Source organism: Vibrio ziniensis (genome assembly GCF_011064285.1).
In the GTDB taxonomy this organism is placed as follows: domain Bacteria; phylum Pseudomonadota; class Gammaproteobacteria; order Enterobacterales; family Vibrionaceae; genus Vibrio; species Vibrio ziniensis.
Genome location: NZ_CP049331.1, coordinates 1,113,356 through 1,129,536, shown reverse-complemented (window position 1 = coordinate 1,129,536; position 16,181 = coordinate 1,113,356). Strand labels below are relative to the sequence as shown.

The window sequence follows — 16,181 nt, the reverse complement described above, 5'->3', positions numbered from 1 at the left end:
AGTTACAGTAAAATTGAAAATTACTTTCGATTTACTGTAACTTTTTCGTCAATAGCTCACCAATCTTCTTCTATATCGGAAATTCTCGGCTAAAAACTGTAGTTTTTTTAATTTTTAGTTTGAGGCTTGTCATATTCTCATCATCCCGTAGATTTTTCGTTTCGGGATTCTTACAGCTTAGGTTTATACTGACATAATGGCGTTGGTATTAGGAAATTTGTTATTTCCTTGTTTTTAAATGGTCGGTCCATTAAACCAACAAGTTGTTCTCTATGCCTGCGTGAACACTATGAATACATTAGAAAAAATTCAAAAAAATCTGGAAAACTTTAGCAAATCAGAGCGTAAAGTAGCGGAAGTTATTATGGCTTCACCGCAGACAGCGATTCACTCTAGCATTGCAACATTAGCGAAAATGGCTGATGTGAGTGAACCGACAGTAAACCGCTTCTGTCGTCGTTTAGACACTAAAGGCTTTCCTGATTTTAAATTACATTTAGCCCAGAGCCTTGCTAACGGAACGCCTTACGTTAACCGTAATGTTGAAGAAGACGATGGCCCGGATGCATACACCCATAAGATTTTTGAATCGACTATGGCGTGCTTAGATGTTGCTAAAAACAGTTTAGAGCCGATGCAAATTAACCGCGCTGTCGACTTACTGACACAGGCGAAACGCATTTCGTTCTTTGGATTAGGTGCATCTTCTGCTGTTGCTCGCGATGCGCAAAACAAATTTATCCGCTTTAATATTCCGATTAGCTGTTTTGAAGATATCGTAATGCAACGTATGAGCTGCATTAACTGTACGGACAATGATGTTATCGTACTTATTTCTCATACAGGCAGAACGAAAAGCCAAGTCGAAATTGCAAATCTGGCTCGTGAAAACGGAGCGACAGTGATTGCTATTACGGCAAAGGATTCACCTCTTGATAAAGCGGCATCTTTATCTATCTGTTTAGAAATCCCTGAAGATACTGATGTTTATATGCCAATGGCAAGCCGTGTTGTTCAAATGACAATCATTGATGTGTTAGCAACTGGGTTTACTTTACGCAGAGGCTCAGGCTTCCGAGAAAATTTGAAGAGAGTAAAAGAAGTTCTAAAAGACTCTCGCTACGACAAATCATCGCATTTTTAAAAAAACGGAGCTTAAGCTCCGTTTTTCCTCATATTTTGGCGCGCAACAGAAACATTCAACTACTTTGCCTTGAGCCTTCTTCACGCATTGAATTATAAAGTAACTCAACTTTACCACTCATTTGGATTTCAGTTGGTTCTTGGCATACACCGCTGCATGAGCAGACTTGATTTAAAATGTACACTAACCGCTCTTTGGTAAGAGGGATCGGGTTCCCTTTAATCGAATTCGATTTCAACGCGTCTTGTGCCACCTTTTCAAATGAAGTGCTGCATACACCAAAACTGCTCAGTAGCGGTAATCCAAGTGTGTCGAGCATCTCTTCAACCCATTCGACACCATCAGCTATTTTTGCCTGATGGTTACCCGTTAATAATTCAGCTAAATGTGTATAGCGATAAAGAATATCCTCTCTACCAGCTAAGCGAGCAGCATTGATGTTTTCAAGCATCACGTAGGGTGCAAGACGAGCAGTAATAACGCTATGCGGTGCTTCGAGCTTTCCACAAAGGGCAGAAGCTAGGCCATGAGCCGCTCCTAGCTTAGCATTGGTAGACGCCATACCTCCCAACATAGCGGCAAAAGCCAAGTCAGAACGGGCTGATTTATCGTCGTTCAAGCATCCAGGTAGAACCGCTCGAGAAAGTTTTCGGATCCCTTCTTCACATACCATATCGGTCAACGGATTCGGGTCGCCGCATACGTAGGACTCCATTAGATGGGTGAACGTTTCCATCGCGCCGCGGCCAGAAATTAAAGGATCTGTTCCATAAGTTAAGGTAGGGTCAACAATCGCTACATCAGGAATCATTTCCGGGCTGCGCAAACTCACTTTCACTTTGTCCTGCCCTGATTTTAACACCGCTTTACGAGTCACTTCTGAACCCGTGCTTGCAGTCGTCGGGATCGCAATCATTGGTAGAGGTTTCGTCTTTAACGGAACACACCGTCCGAGCACTTCCACATAGTCATAAACATTACCTTGATTAGGAATAATAGCAGCGAGAGCTTTTCCCATGTCAATTACACTGCCGCCGCCAATAGCTACCACCAAATTGGGAGAAAATCTTCGCCCTACAATAGCGGTTTCTTCAACCATAGTAATATTAGGCTCGCCGGAAATAGCGACATGCTGATAACGGAGTTTTTGTTCATTAAGATATTCAACAATTGGGCGAGCACGCTCACTCTGCTTACCAGAGACTAACAGAACACTGTAACCAAACTGTTTAATCAATGAGAGGGAATTTTCGAGAGCCCCTTCACCAAAGATAATCCGGCTAGACGTCATGAACTGAAACATAGTGGAACTCCATTCCGCTACAATAGATGGCAACTAGATTGCTCCTATCCATAACGAATTTTTTTGACTCAGGGCAATTCGTTAGCAATAACCCTGTTTTTTCCCTGAGAATATGCTCAAAATCACGTATACCTCAGTTCGCAGTTTTGTATTCTGGTTGTGGTTTTCTGCAATTTAGGTGGCTTTACTGAATAATAGTTGCTCGCAAACAGTCGTATATTTGATCAACTAATTTGTTGATCAATAACAGATTTAAAACGCCCTTAAATCAATAGGTTTCATCTATTAAAGCTAGTGATAAATGCAGCTTTATTTTCTATGTTGGATCGGGCATAGTAGACTCAAATGAATTATAGGAGAAAGATATGTTCGCAGTTATTTTTGGTCGCCCAGCTTGCCCTTATTGTGTTCGTGCTAAAGAGCACGCTGAAACGCTAAAAGCAAAACGTGACGATTTTAACTACCGTTATGTTGATATTCATGCTGAAGGTATCTCAAAAGCTGATTTGGAAAAAACTGTTGGTAAACCAGTAGAAACTGTGCCACAAATCTTCCTAGATCAAGTACACATCGGTGGATGTACTGATTTTGAAGCTTACGCAAAAGAACATCTAGGTCTGTTCGACGAGTAAGCTCATCAATTATAAAAACGATTGTAAAAAAGCCCGCTTAATTAAGCGGGCTTTTTTTGTTGATTCGAAACAGGTTTGACCAAGAATTTAATTATTTTTTTTTCTTATTACGTTAGAATCGTCACACTTTACAGCCCCACTGTTGCACATGTAATAATTGAGATAATTTGTGAACATCGACGTCGTCCTCTTACTTGAACAAAACCCAATATTGCTAATTTTTGTTGTATTAGCAATTGGCTTAACTATCGGCAAAATTCGCTTTGGCAGCTTACAGTTAGGCAACTCAATCGGTGTGCTTATCACCTCTTTATTGATGGGGCATTTAGGGTTTTACATTAATCCTGAAGCGTTAACTATTGGCTTCATGCTGTTTATCTACTGTGTCGGTATCGAGGCGGGCCCAAACTTCTTTGGTATTTTCTTCCGTGACGGTAAAGATTATCTCATTCTAAGCCTCGTGGTGTTATCAACTGCAACTTGGATTACCTATTTTGGTGGGTACTACCTTAAGCTCGATTTTGGCCTCGCTGCAGGTATGATGGCAGGAGCATTAACATCTACGCCTGTACTTGTAGGCGCTCAAGATGCGCTGAATTCAGGTTTAGCCGAAGCTCCTCGTAATATGGAACTTCCGACTATTCTTGAAAATATGTCTGTCGGTTATGCCATGGCCTATCTGGTTGGCTTAATCAGTATGATTTTGTTTGCTAAACTATTGCCTAGATTACAAAAGCAAAACCTTTCGGACTCCGCTCAACAAATCGCTCAAGAACGTGGTATTGGTGGAAATGGACAACGAAAAGTCTACTTACCAATAATACGAGCCTATCGTGTTGGGCCTGAATTAATTAACTGGATCGATGGTCGTAACCTTCGAGAGTTAGGTATCTACGGTCAGACAGGCTGCTACATTGAGCGGATTCGTCGTAACGGAATTCTTGCACACCCTGATGGCGAAGCGATTTTACAAGAAGGCGATGAAATAGCACTGGTTGGTTACCCAGATAGCCATGCGCGTCTTGACTCTAGCTTTCGTGAAGGTAAAGAAGTTTTCGATCGTAACTTACTTGATTTACGCATATCTGAAGAAGAAATCGTGGTTAAGAACGATAAATTCGCTCAAAAACGCCTGTCTGATTTGAATTTATCGGAGTATGGATGTTTTCTTACTCGAGTTGTTCGCGCTCAGGTAGAAATGCCGATGGACTTAGATATCGTATTAGCAAAGGGCGATATCCTTCAAGTCAGCGGAGAGAAAAGCAAGGTTTTGGGGCTAGCCGAAAAAATCGGTTTTATATCGATTCATAGCCAAATGGCAGATTTACTCGCATTTTGTAGCTTCTTTATTCTAGGCATCATGTTCGGTCTAGTAACCATGACGTTCGGTCAGGTTTCTTTTAGTCTAGGTAATGCCGTTGGTTTGTTGTTGTCAGGTATTACGCTAGGTTTCTTAAGAGCAAACCACCCTACTTTCGGTTATGTACCGCAAGGAGCACTGAACATGGTAAAAGACCTTGGCTTAATGTTCTTTATGGCCGGTATCGGTTTAAGCGCTGGTGGTAACATGTTCCAGCATTTATCCGAAGTTGGGATTAAAGTTCTTGGTCTAGCTTTCTTAGTAAGTTTTGTACCTGTCGTGTTTGCTTATCTAGTAGGAGCTTACATCCTTAAGATGAATCGAGCACTGCTATTTGGAGCTATCATTGGTGCACGAACTTGTGCTCCAGCAATGGATATCGTAAACGAATATGCAAAATCAACGATTCCAGCTTTGGGTTATGCGGGTACCTATGCGATTGCCAACATACTAATGACACTGACCGGTACCATTGTCATTCTTTTGTTCTAGCTCTTATACCATTGTAGGTATAAATATGAACAAATTAAGCATCGGTGGAGCAGTGATTGGCATTAAAGTCCGTGAAACTCCTCCAGGCCTTCCTTGGCTCGGAAGGTTTGCATGTTACTGAGCAATGAGTTTTCCAGATTGGTATTAGAAAACTAGTTAAGCAGTAGCTATTACGAAAAAGAAAAAGGCGCTCCGAATGAGCGCCTTTTGTATATCTCGAATACTTAGATATCGATAACGTCAAATGCTACTTCTGCGCTTACGTCTGCATCGTAATCTACGCCTTCAATACCGAAACCAAACAGTTTTAGAAACTCTTCTTTGTAAAGTTCGTAATCTGTTAACTCTTTTAGGTTCTCAGTCGTGATTTGAGGCCACAGGTCACTACAATGTTTTTGGATATCTTCGCGAAGTTCCCAGTCATCTAGACGTAGACGGTTTTTCTCGTCTGTTTCTGGAGCACTACCGTCATCTTTGTATAGGCGTTGGCTAAACATGCGGTAAATTTGCTCCATACAACCTTCATGGATGCCTTCTTGACGCATTTTCTTAAATACCATTGCAATGTACAAAGGCATTACAGGAATCGCAGAACTTGCTTGAGTCACAACAGATTTAAGAACCGCTACGTTTGCGCTTCCGCCTGTTGCTGATAATTTGCCATTCAACACTGCTGCTGCGCGGTCTAAGTCCATCTTCGCACGACCTAACGCGCCATCCCAGTAGATTGGCCACGTTAATTCAGTACCGATGTAGCTATACGCAACTGTTTTACAGCCTTCTGCTAAAACACCACCTTCTTCAAGCGCTTGCATCCAAAGCTCCCAGTCTTGACCACCCATTACCGTGATGGTGTCTTGGATTTCTTCTTCAGTTGCAGGCTCTACACTTGCTTCAATGATGACATCTTTATTGGTATCAACCGCAGTTGAAGTGTATGTTTCACCGATTGGTTTTAGTGAAGAACGAATAACTTCACCTGTTTCAGGCATTTTACGAACAGGAGATGCTAGAGAGTAAACAACCAAGTCAATTTGACCAAGGTCTTGTTTTATTAGCTCTACTGCTTTTTGTTTAGCTTCATTTGAGAATGCGTCGCCGTTAAGGCTTTTCGCGTACAGACCTTCTTCGTGAGCAAGTTTGTCAAATGCAGCTGCATTGTAGAAACCAGCCGTACCTGTCTTCTTATCTGAACCCGGCTTTTCAAAGAAAACACCGATAGTTGCAGCACCACCGCCAAAGGCAGCAGCAATACGAGAAGAAAGGCCGTAACCACTTGAAGAACCAACAACAAGCACACGCTTAGGCGCATTCTTAATTGGGCCTTGTGCTTTAGTGTAAGCGATTTGTTCTTTTACATTAGCTTCACAACCCACTGGGTGCGTTGTTGTACAGATAAATCCGCGAATTTTAGGTTTGATGATCATATTCAACTTCCTTCAAAAATCTTCGCTAGGATAAAAGTTTCAACCACAAATCGCACCCTATTTCTGTCAAAATAGTCCGATTTAGCAAGTGGTTGGAGCACTTTCGTTCGATATAAAGAAGGCTTCACTATGGAAGCCTTCTTAGTTAAGTGTTTAACCTTATCCTTAAGCTACGTTGTTTAGCTTAGGTTTCACTGTCTGATTGGTCAAAACTTTTGAGAAATCATGGCTAAAGTGATCCACCTGAATCGCTTTATAACGTAGCTTTTCCGCCGCCAAAATGGCATCAATTTCTTCCGCAGTTAACACACCGGCTTCTTTTGCCTGAATCAAACGGTCAGCCAATAGGCCTTTGCGAGCAACTTTACCATCTTTAATACCACGATAAAGTTTCTTCTCTAGTCCTTGAATGCTGTAGAGAGCAAGGAATGCTTTTTCCATCAAGCCAACGCTGTCATCTTCGCCTTTACCTATATAGCAAAGATGTGTCAGACGATCACGATGAGCGCCTGGAATCATTAAGCTCTCAGCCACCGCAAGCGACAAATCATTACTTGGCGCTTGGTAATGATTACCTAGTGGGAACAACAGACCTTTTAACAACCGTCCAACCGCTTTTGAAGGGTAGTTTCGATAAACTTCATTTAGTGATTTAGCAGCGTGGTACAAACAGTGTTGCATCGCATAATGTACGTAGTTGAGGTCAGATTGCTGACGACCATCATCTTCGTATTTTTTCAGTACCGCAGAAGCCATATACAAGTAACTTAGTCCGTCGCCTAAACGCGCCGAGATCATCTCTTTACGTTTCAGTTCGCCACCTAGAGTTAACATCGCCATATCAGCACTCACGGCCAACACACGACTTAAGCGCGTTAGCTGCTTGTAGTAAGGCTTCGTTGGACCACTCATATTAGCTTTAACAAACGCTGAGCCTGTTAATGCGGCAATAAGCGCACCAATCGAGTTTTTCGTTGCATGACGAATATGTTTGAACAGCAATTTATCAAACTGTTTCGCCCCTTCTTTCTCATCAGGGTTGGCAGCCGCTTCCATCTCTTTCAACACATAAGGGTGACAACGCGTTGCACCTTGCCCAAAGATCATTAGGTTACGCGTCAGAATATTTGCACCTTCGACGGTAATCGCAACCGGAATACCTAAGTAGTGACTCGCCAAATAGTTCATGGGGCCGTCTTGAATTGCGCGTCCTGAATGAATATCCATAGAGTCATTCAAAATAACACGAGCAATTTCAGTCATGTGATATTTAGCTATTGCAGTCACAATTCCCGGTTTTTCTTTTAGATCCAAAGACGTGGTTGTTAGTGTTCTTGTCGCTTCTAACAAATAGGTTAGACCACCAATCCGACCTAGCGATTCTGCCACACCTTCAAATTTGCCAATCGACATACCAAACTGCTTACGCACATAAGCGTAAGCGCCTGTAGTACGTGCCGTCAGATGGCCAATTGCAGTACCTAACGCTGGTAGAGAGATACCACGACCTGCCGACAAACATTCCACCAGCATACGCCAGCCTTTGCCCGCGTATTCAGAGCCACCAATCAACCATTCCATCGGAATAAAAACGTCGTTGCCACGAGTTGGACCATTCATAAATGCGAGACCAAGGGGGTCATGGCGCTCACCAATTTCTACACCCTCATGATTCGCCGGAATGAGCGCACAGGTAATGCCTATGTCCTCTTTGTCACCCAGTAACTTTTCAGGGTCACTCAGTTTAAATGCCAAACCAACCACAGTAGCGACTGGCGCAAGTGTGATGTAGCGTTTATTCCAACTTAAACGGATACCAAGTACTTCTTTTCCTTGATGCAGTCCGTAACAAACAACACCTTGGTCTGGAATACCCCCTGCATCAGATCCAGCTTCAGGCCCTGTTAGGGCAAAGCACGGTATATCCGTACCATCAGCAAGGCGTGGCAACCAGTAGTCTTTTTGCTCTTGAGTTCCGTAGTGAGAAAGTAACTCACCAGGACCTAAAGAGTTAGGTACCATTACGGTTACCGCAGCACTGATTGAACGAGTCGCAAGGCGAGAAACAATGGTTGAGTTTGCTAAAGCAGAAAATTCGCGACCACCATATTCCGTTGAAATGTTCAAAGAGAAAAAACGCTCTTTGCGCATGTATGTCCAAACATTTTCTGGTAAATCACGATCTTCTTTTACAATCTTGTGATCATCAAGCATCTCAAGCAGGGTTTCTAGCTCATTATCCATGAATGACTGCTCTTCAGCAGTAAACGACGGTTTAGGGTAATGGTGAAGCTTTTGAAAATCTGGCTGGCCGGAAAACAGTTCACCATCCCACCAGACACTTCCCGCTTCCATTGCTTCTTTTTCAGTACTAGATAGAGGTGGCAATACCTTCTTAAACAACTTAAAGGCGGGGTCACTTATCCATTTTTGTCGTAGAGAGCTCATTGTGCAGATCCTTTTGTTCACGGGGTTTTATTATTATTTTTTAGCTTTATATTTTTGCTGCAACGCCAGCAGCGAGATATGGAATGATTTGGTCAATAACGACTTTTGCATCAACCTTACTTCCAAAATCATTTTCTGCGATTTCTGCCAACGCTTTACTTGAAGCCATAGTGAAAACACATGTGCCTAAGGTGAAGTGCAGACGCCAAAACAGAGTTTCGCTAGTTAATTCAGGGTTTGCTTTCATTACTGAGTCAGTAAACAATTTCAATACATCTTCGTAACGAGTGGTTATAAACCAACGCAAATGCCCTTGAACATCGGTATAGCCTCTTCCAATCAACAACATAAAGCGACTGGTACCATGTGTACTGACCTTATTGAGATTCTTCAACGGTTCACGCAGTGATTCAAATACATCCTCCATTGAGTATGATTCACGTTGATTCAGCTCAATCAAAGCTTTATGTACTTCAGGCATAAACGCCTCCAGGTAACGATTCAGCACTGCACGAACCAACGTTTTCTTATCACCAAAGTGATAGTTCACAGAAGCCAAATTGACTCCAGCCTTGCCTGTAATCGTTCTAAGCGAGGTGTCTTTAAAACCATGCTCAGCGAAAAGGCATTCCGCTATATCCAATATTTTTTCTTTGGTACTACTTTTCGACGCCATTCATCACTCACATGAAACATTAAAATCAAACACCTGTTTGAAATATACTTCTGATACACAAAATTAACAACAGATTAACATCACACTTTCTAATCTTGCTTCGTCATCCCCCATATCCCACACACATCAGCCATACAGCAAATGACACAAAACTGAAAAACTAAAAAATTTTCACTACTCATGGAACTAAACGAAAAACACTTAGTCTTAATTAGTGTCCGTTGTTGGCGCATTAAGAGTTTACAGGCCGTCAAACTGTTTTGTTTTCTGACAACACGAACACCACTGCTTTTCATATTTAACTCCTATTGTTGTATCCGCCCAGATCGCACTATGTTCTGGGCTTTTTTTTGCTCCTCAATCACCCCAGGCAGGATCAATAAATGGATATACTTTTCTTAAACAAAGAATAGATGCAAGATAGAACCAAATGGTTTTAGGCTTACTTTGCAAATGGCAGCCTTATGGGTGAATGAGCGTCGACATGAATAAAATATTACTGGTAGAAGATAATCGAGAAGTTGCAGGAATCTTGTTTGATTACTTTGAAAGTGAAGGTATGGAACTCGATTATGCCGACAATGGAGAACTCGGGCTCAAACTAGCACTACAAACACCATTCGATGCAATCATTTTAGATCTCATGTTACCGCGTATGGACGGTTTGACTGTTTGTGAAAAGCTTAGAGAAGCAGGTAATACAACTCCGGTGCTGATGCTTACCGCATTGGATAGCCGTGAAGACATGTTAAGCGGATTCAAATACGGTGCCGATGATTACCTCACCAAACCTTTTGATCTCGAAATCCTCGAAGCTCGCTTACACGCATTAATTAAACGTTACCGTAGAACAGTTACGGAAACATCGCTAGAATTTGCCAGCCTGCGTATTGATCAAAAAACTCATCAGGCTTATCGAGACGGTATCAAGCTCTCGTTAAATCCAACGACATATTCAATCTTGGAACTACTTTGCCAACGAGCTCCCGATGTCGTCACCCGCGATGAAATCACGGATATGCTATGGCAAGACAATGAACCCAATAATGACGTATTACGTAGCCATATTTACCAGCTTCGCAACCAGCTAGATAAACCATTCGAGTCCTCAATGTTGGTAACTGTGCCTAAAATTGGCTTTCGTTTGGAGAAGGTATAATGAATACCATCAGTTTTACCAACACTCGCACACTTACCGGGCAATTGGCGATATTCTTTACCAGCGTTGCCCTTGTCATGGGTTTAGCCAGTTACATCATTTTTTATACCGCTCTGCACTGGTCAGAAGACCGTGTCGGTGAACGACGCATCGAAATCGATAAAAACGAAGCCATTTCGCGTTTTATGAATGGCGAAAATGGCAAAATCACCATAGATGTGCTGACCACCGCCTATAACGATATCAGCCTAGTTCCATCTGAGTACCATAAGTATTTTGAAGGAAGAGACAACTTCGTCGGTGAAGTGGGTAACGACCCAGATTCACGTATGGTGTTTTTTAGCTATTACTATAAAGATGGTGAAAGAAAGCCCGTTATTTTACTATCAGATATCAACCAAATTGAATTCGGGCAAAATGAAACCCTATTCTCTGGCATCATTGTGATCACCAGTGTTGCGGGTCTGCTGCTCATTTTTGGTGGGCTGCTGTTGCGTCTTTCCCAACGATTGATTGAACCCATTAATAATCTAACAAAGCAATTAACTGAACACAGTGGTAACGCGGCTCATGTGTTTGAAATCCCTGCCGGAGGAGCCAGCGAATTCCAAATTCTTGCAGACCAACTCAACCAGTATCGTCATGAAATCCACAGCCTACTTAAACGTGAGCAAGCCTTTGCCCGTTACGCCAGCCATGAGTTAAGAACACCATTAACCATAGTCAAAGGTGCTAGTAAACTGTTGGAACGCAATGTCGATGATGAATTTCAGCAACGCCAAATCGTGCGAATCAACGAAGCCACTTCGCAAATGAGTACTATGGTTGATGCGCTACTAGGGCTTGTTCGTTATGAACGCAGTGAAGACGAAGCCATTGTAAGAGAAGTAAGTAAAACTGAGTTTGAAACCATCATTGACCTCAACAGCGCACAAGCAAAAGACAAAGGCATTGATGTAGAACTGATTTTCCACCAAATGCCACAGATTAAAGCAGCACCCGCAGTGCTCAACATGGTGGTTGGTAACTTACTGCGTAATGCCATTGCAGCAACCCATCAAGGTGGTGTTACGTTAGAAGTGTCTTCCGAATCGTTAGCCGTCAGAGACAATGGACCCGGCCTGAACCAAACCGCCAATCAAGATGGGCATGGCTTGGGTTTATTAATTGTTGAAGACTTATGTCGTCGATATCACTGGAATTTCTCGATTAAGAATCGTCCTACTCGTGGCTGCGAAGCCCTAATTACTTTTGAGCAATAAACTTACGTGTTAGCTGAAGACTTAGAGTTATAATGCGCCTTCTTTAGCTATCTCATTGAAGTAGGAAGAGTTATGAAACTCGCCGATAGCCCTATTACCGAACATCATTTTAATAATCATCACTTTTACCTCAAACGTGATGACCAATTGCATTCGCAGTTTAGTGGTAATAAAGCCCGAAAGTTCATGTCGTTGTTAGAAGCCGATTTGCCCCAGATATCTACCCTTATTGGCTTTGGCTCTGCTCAAGCTAACTCCCTTTATTCACTGGCTGCGTTGGCGAGTATTCGCGGCTGGAAACTTGAATTCTATGTAGACCATATCCCCTCTTGGCTAAAACAAAGACCGATTGGTAACTACCGTGGTGCTCTCGAACTTAACGCAAACATCATTGAAACTCGTCCATCAGGTCTTCACCCTAGAGATTATATCGAGCAAATTCGCCAACCAGATGAGACTTGTTTGCCAGTCCCCGAAGGCGGCCGTTCTAAAATGGCGGAAGCTGGAGTCAAACAGCTCGGTATGGAAATACTAGAATGGATTCGAATGCAACCCAAGCAAGAATGGTGTATTGCACTCCCGTCAGGCACTGGAACCACTGCACTATTTCTACACAAAACCCTTAAGCCATATGGGATTCAAGTAATTACCTGCCCTTGTGTGGGTGGTACTGAATACTTAGTAGAACAATTTAACGAGTTGGGCGAATCAAGTCATCCAGAGATCCTGCAACTTGAAGACAAGCATTACTTTGGTCATCTATATCGAGAAGATTTTGATATCTGGCAACAATTGCAAGACCAGACCCATGTAGAGTTTGATTTGCTTTATGACCCTATAATGTGGCGTTGCTTAAGCTCTTGGTTTGAAAGAAAAACGCTTCAGGATGGAAGCAAACTGACGGAAAACCATCCTTCACTCATCTATATTCATCAAGGTGGTCTGTTAGGTAATGAAAGCATGCTGCCTCGTTATCAGCGCCATTATGACCTATAAGGAACAGAATTATGCCTAAATATTTCACACTAATTTTGGCACTTTTAAGCCCATTATCGATGGCTGAAACGGTCACCACTCCTGCCGCTTCGGTACCGGTAATTATTGATGGCAATATGGGTAAACGTGTTTGCTACTATCAAGATCAAGCCTATTCAGAAGGTGCGTTACTTCAAGTGGGTGAGCTATATATGGTTTGCCAAGCAGCAAACAAGTTTGAGACTAACGGACAGTTAAAGTGGGTTCAACTTAATAACGAACAAAAAAAGCCTCAGTAACAACTGAGGCTAAATAACTATTACACTTATATATCAATTACTTAATATCACACGGGCATTAATCGCTTGAATTGGGCGGTTATTATGACCCATCAACTGTTCAAACTTCTCAACTTGAGTGTTTGAAATGGTAAGTGGCTGTTTCAATACCAACCAACGTACACCTTCCGAACATGGTGGAGTAGTTAACGAGCCATTAAAACGGTAATACTGCTTTTCTTTCGGCAGTAGCGCAGTTATGTCGAATGGCTTAGAAAGATCAGCTTTTGCCTCTTCTTTCGGCGCTACAGCTAACAATTTTTCAAGCTCTGCATTTTGTTCTCCCAATTTAAAAAATAGGGAAACGACCGCTAAATGCCCTTCTTTATCCGCGTGCACGTAGTGTGCTTCTAACGGATAAGACTGCCCATCGACTTGGTTCTCTGAAGGTGTGTGGAAATGGAACTGCTTGAGTTCAAAAGACTGGCCATCAACCCATAAGATGTTTTGCTGTGATACTGATGCCTGCAAAGTGTGACCGTTGTTGGTCACAGATACCGCTTGACCTGAATAGTCAAATTTTAGGTCTTTCAGTTCAGCTTTTGTTACTGCACTGATATCTATTGGGCTCTGGTTTTGCCCTTGAGCACAAGTCGCAGAAACATTTCCCCAATGCTCAGGAGAGTGCTCGCCATGATATCCCCATTCAGAAGCTTGAACTTGGCTCATGGAAGCAAGAATCATTGCAGCAGCCACTAGCGTTTTTTTCATCGTTTATCCCTGTTAACTAATAGAAAAACGGGATAATTACACAGAGCAATATCTTAAAAATCGATGAAATCTTTGATTACTTATTTGCGTCATTCATAGCGATAAAACTTAGAGGTTAATGCAAAATTTCAATCAAAAAACGTCCTTCCACCTACCCGTTGGCTATGGATTTCGCATGCTCAAACAGCTCATTAATATAAGGATGTGGATTTTTAGAGTCCGTCAGGCGGATCAGCACAATTTCCAATGGTTCACTGTATTCCGGCCAAATATGTATCAGCCTACCGTCATCGATATAATCCTTGGCAACCGAATAAGGGATACAAGCGACACCATTGCCATGAATTGCCATCGGCAATAACGATTCGGAGATAGTGGATTGAAAAACCACCGACAACTTTTTCGCTTGCGGTGTAGCGTTAAACAGTGGCAAAGAGAGCTCTAATAGCTGAGAGGACGGCGCATACGTCAGATGTGGAATCGTACTCTCTTCTAACTGTTGTCGTGGAAATGACGCACCGCACACCCAAATGAGCGCATCATCTGCCAGCTTCAAAACTTCAAACTCATCTGACTCAAAGTAACGTGCTGCTTGGTTGCTTTGGTAAAACAGTAAGCAATCTGCGCGTTGAGATTGCAACGCAGCCTGATAACCAGTGACAGAACGCACGCCAGAATCAATACTGCTGACTAATGGCGCAGTCATACAATTTAGTACTTGCGTGAACCATTGAGGGAAAAAGTTACACGCCAAGGTATGCAAAGATGCGAACACCATTGGGTTAGGTTTGTTCGCCACCATCTCTTCACAGCGCTCAGCCATCTGAACCATTTCAGCTGCAATGGGATAGAGTCTTTTACCCTCTGGTGTTAGCTTGACGGGAGTTCGACTTCTATCAAACAGTTCAACGTTCAGATGTTGCTCTAACTGCTGAATCCTGCGGCTAAATGCCGCTTGAGATGACGCATTTAATTGAGCCGCCAACGAAAATTTCTGGCAGTCTGCCAAAGTAATAAAATCCTTTAACCAGCGAACATTCATTCCTTTATCCCTTCACTGCAACATTATCGAAATTTTGCATAAGTCATGCAAAATACAAGACATCAAATGCTTCCAATCACCATAGATAAACGCATAAATTGTAACCAAAGGAAAGCAAAATTTAATTACAAATCTATCAAACTGTAATAAATAAAAGGACTTATCATGAAACTAAAAGCTGTAGGGCTCGTTGTATCAGGATTATTGTCAGTTGGATTTTCAACTAGCAGTTATGCAAATCTTAAAGATGATATTATTCAACGTGGCACACTGAAATGTGGCATTTCAAGCGACAAAATGGGTTTTTCTTACATCAATGACCAAGGCAAATGGACAGGGATGGATGTGGATTACTGTCGCGCCGTTGCTGCCGCTGTTTTAGGTGATCCAGAAAAAGTTGAATACATTACAACCACTTCGAAAAACCGCTTCACATCTTTAGCTTCTGGCGAAATTGATATCCTTTCTCGATCTACCACGTGGACCGTATCTCGCGATGCAAAGCTAGGGGCTGACTTCACCACGATTTGGTTCTACGACGGTCAGGGGTTCATGACTCGTAAGTCGCTCGGTGTTAAATCGGCAGCTGAGCTGGACGGCGCGACATTCTGCCTCTCTCCAGGTACTACTTCTGAGCACAACCTTGCAGACTACTTTGGAGCTAAAGGTCTGACATACCGTTCTGTTGTATTTGAAAAGACCGAAGAGCTTTATGCGGCCTACCAAAAAGGACGCTGTGATGCTTTGACCAATGACGTAACTGGATTGGCTGCTCGTCGTACCCTGTTTAAAGATCCTGATGAGCACATCATTCTTCCTGAGATCATTTCAAAAGAACCTCTTGGTGCTTACGTAAAACAGGGCGACAACGAATGGCGTGACATCGTCACTATGGTGGGTAACGCGCTTATTGAAGCCGAAGAGTTAAATGTTACTCAACAAAATGCGAAAGAATTGGCGAAGTCATCGGCTAAGCCAGCAATTAAACGCCTTCTTGGTACTGAAGGCAGCCTTGGTACAGATTTAGGCTTGAAGCAAGATTGGGCACTTAAGGCGATTGAAGCGACAGGCAACTACGGTGAGATTTTTGCGCACCACGTTGGCCTTAACTCGCCACTGAAATTTGAACGAGGTGCGAATGCTCTTTACACCAATGGCGGCCTAATGTACGCCCCTCCTTTCCGTTAATCTTGTTTATCTGTCAGCCTACCT

At 42.6% G+C, this 16,181-nt stretch carries 14 protein-coding genes; 8 read left to right on the top strand and 6 right to left on the bottom strand.

The window, feature by feature from the left end:
- Positions 1 to 289 precede the first annotated feature (289 nt).
- Positions 290 to 1,144, top strand: coding sequence for a MurR/RpiR family transcriptional regulator (locus G5S32_RS05070; protein ID WP_165310972.1), 855 nt, complete (start codon positions 290 to 292; stop codon positions 1,142 to 1,144).
- A gap of 55 nt (positions 1,145 to 1,199) precedes the next feature.
- Here the strand turns inward: G5S32_RS05070 and G5S32_RS05065 are convergent, their stop codons facing one another.
- Positions 1,200 to 2,447 carry an iron-containing alcohol dehydrogenase gene (locus G5S32_RS05065; RefSeq protein WP_165310970.1) on the bottom strand — a complete coding sequence of 416 codons (1,248 nt, stop codon included), beginning with the start codon at positions 2,445 to 2,447 and terminating at the stop codon, positions 1,200 to 1,202.
- A gap of 365 nt (positions 2,448 to 2,812) precedes the next feature.
- Between G5S32_RS05065 and G5S32_RS05060 the strand changes: the two genes are divergently transcribed.
- The gene (locus G5S32_RS05060; protein ID WP_165310968.1) at positions 2,813 to 3,079 is read left to right on the top strand and encodes a GrxA family glutaredoxin; all 267 of its coding nucleotides are present in this window, start codon (positions 2,813 to 2,815) and stop codon (positions 3,077 to 3,079) included.
- 169 nt (positions 3,080 to 3,248) lie between these two features.
- Positions 3,249 to 4,931 carry an aspartate:alanine antiporter gene (locus G5S32_RS05055; protein ID WP_165310966.1) on the top strand — a complete coding sequence of 561 codons (1,683 nt, stop codon included), beginning with the start codon at positions 3,249 to 3,251 and terminating at the stop codon, positions 4,929 to 4,931.
- A gap of 224 nt (positions 4,932 to 5,155) precedes the next feature.
- Here the strand turns inward: G5S32_RS05055 and fabV are convergent, their stop codons facing one another.
- The 3 genes from fabV to psrA all read right to left on the bottom strand — a co-directional run bounded on the left by fabV (position 5,156) and on the right by psrA (position 9,482).
- Positions 5,156 to 6,358: an enoyl-ACP reductase FabV gene (gene fabV, locus G5S32_RS05050; protein ID WP_165310964.1), complete on the bottom strand. Its 1,203-nt coding sequence runs from the start codon at positions 6,356 to 6,358 to the stop codon at positions 5,156 to 5,158.
- 165 nt (positions 6,359 to 6,523) lie between these two features.
- The gene (locus G5S32_RS05045) at positions 6,524 to 8,806 is read right to left on the bottom strand and encodes an acyl-CoA dehydrogenase (RefSeq protein ID WP_165310962.1); all 2,283 of its coding nucleotides are present in this window, start codon (positions 8,804 to 8,806) and stop codon (positions 6,524 to 6,526) included.
- Positions 8,807 to 8,852: 46 nt separating this feature from the next.
- Complete coding sequence (gene psrA / locus G5S32_RS05040) at positions 8,853 to 9,482, bottom strand: TetR family transcriptional repressor PsrA (protein ID WP_165310960.1); 630 nt, start codon at positions 9,480 to 9,482, stop codon at positions 8,853 to 8,855.
- Positions 9,483 to 9,966: 484 nt separating this feature from the next.
- Between psrA and G5S32_RS05035 the strand changes: the two genes are divergently transcribed.
- The 4 genes from G5S32_RS05035 (at position 9,967) to G5S32_RS05020 (ending at position 13,177) form a co-directional block, all read left to right on the top strand.
- On the top strand, positions 9,967 to 10,641 hold the full coding sequence (locus G5S32_RS05035; protein WP_165310958.1) for a response regulator transcription factor: 675 nt from the start codon (positions 9,967 to 9,969) through the stop codon (positions 10,639 to 10,641).
- Positions 10,641 to 11,903: a sensor histidine kinase gene (locus G5S32_RS05030; protein WP_165310956.1), complete on the top strand. Its 1,263-nt coding sequence runs from the start codon at positions 10,641 to 10,643 to the stop codon at positions 11,901 to 11,903. Before G5S32_RS05035 ends, G5S32_RS05030 begins: the two co-directional genes overlap by 1 nt.
- Before the next feature lie 72 nt (positions 11,904 to 11,975).
- The gene (locus tag G5S32_RS05025; RefSeq protein ID WP_165310954.1) at positions 11,976 to 12,899 is read left to right on the top strand and encodes a 1-aminocyclopropane-1-carboxylate deaminase/D-cysteine desulfhydrase; all 924 of its coding nucleotides are present in this window, start codon (positions 11,976 to 11,978) and stop codon (positions 12,897 to 12,899) included.
- 11 nt (positions 12,900 to 12,910) lie between these two features.
- The gene (locus G5S32_RS05020) at positions 12,911 to 13,177 is read left to right on the top strand and encodes a DUF1496 domain-containing protein (protein WP_165310952.1); all 267 of its coding nucleotides are present in this window, start codon (positions 12,911 to 12,913) and stop codon (positions 13,175 to 13,177) included.
- A gap of 33 nt (positions 13,178 to 13,210) precedes the next feature.
- Here G5S32_RS05020 and G5S32_RS05015 read toward each other — a convergent pair whose 3' ends face one another.
- Together G5S32_RS05015 and G5S32_RS05010 are read right to left on the bottom strand one after the other, a co-directional pair.
- Entirely contained in the window at positions 13,211 to 13,927 is a 717-nt protein-coding gene (locus tag G5S32_RS05015) for a carbonic anhydrase (RefSeq protein WP_165310951.1), read from the bottom strand.
- 151 nt (positions 13,928 to 14,078) lie between these two features.
- Positions 14,079 to 14,969 (bottom strand): LysR family transcriptional regulator, encoded by an 891-nt coding sequence (locus G5S32_RS05010; RefSeq protein WP_165310949.1) that lies wholly within the window; start codon positions 14,967 to 14,969, stop codon positions 14,079 to 14,081.
- Positions 14,970 to 15,134: 165 nt separating this feature from the next.
- On the opposite strand from G5S32_RS05010, the gene G5S32_RS05005 reads away from it, so the two are divergent.
- A complete protein-coding gene (locus G5S32_RS05005; RefSeq protein ID WP_165310947.1) occupies positions 15,135 to 16,157 on the top strand; it encodes an amino acid ABC transporter substrate-binding protein in 1,023 nt (340 codons plus the stop codon).
- Positions 16,158 to 16,181: the final 24 nt, after the last annotated feature.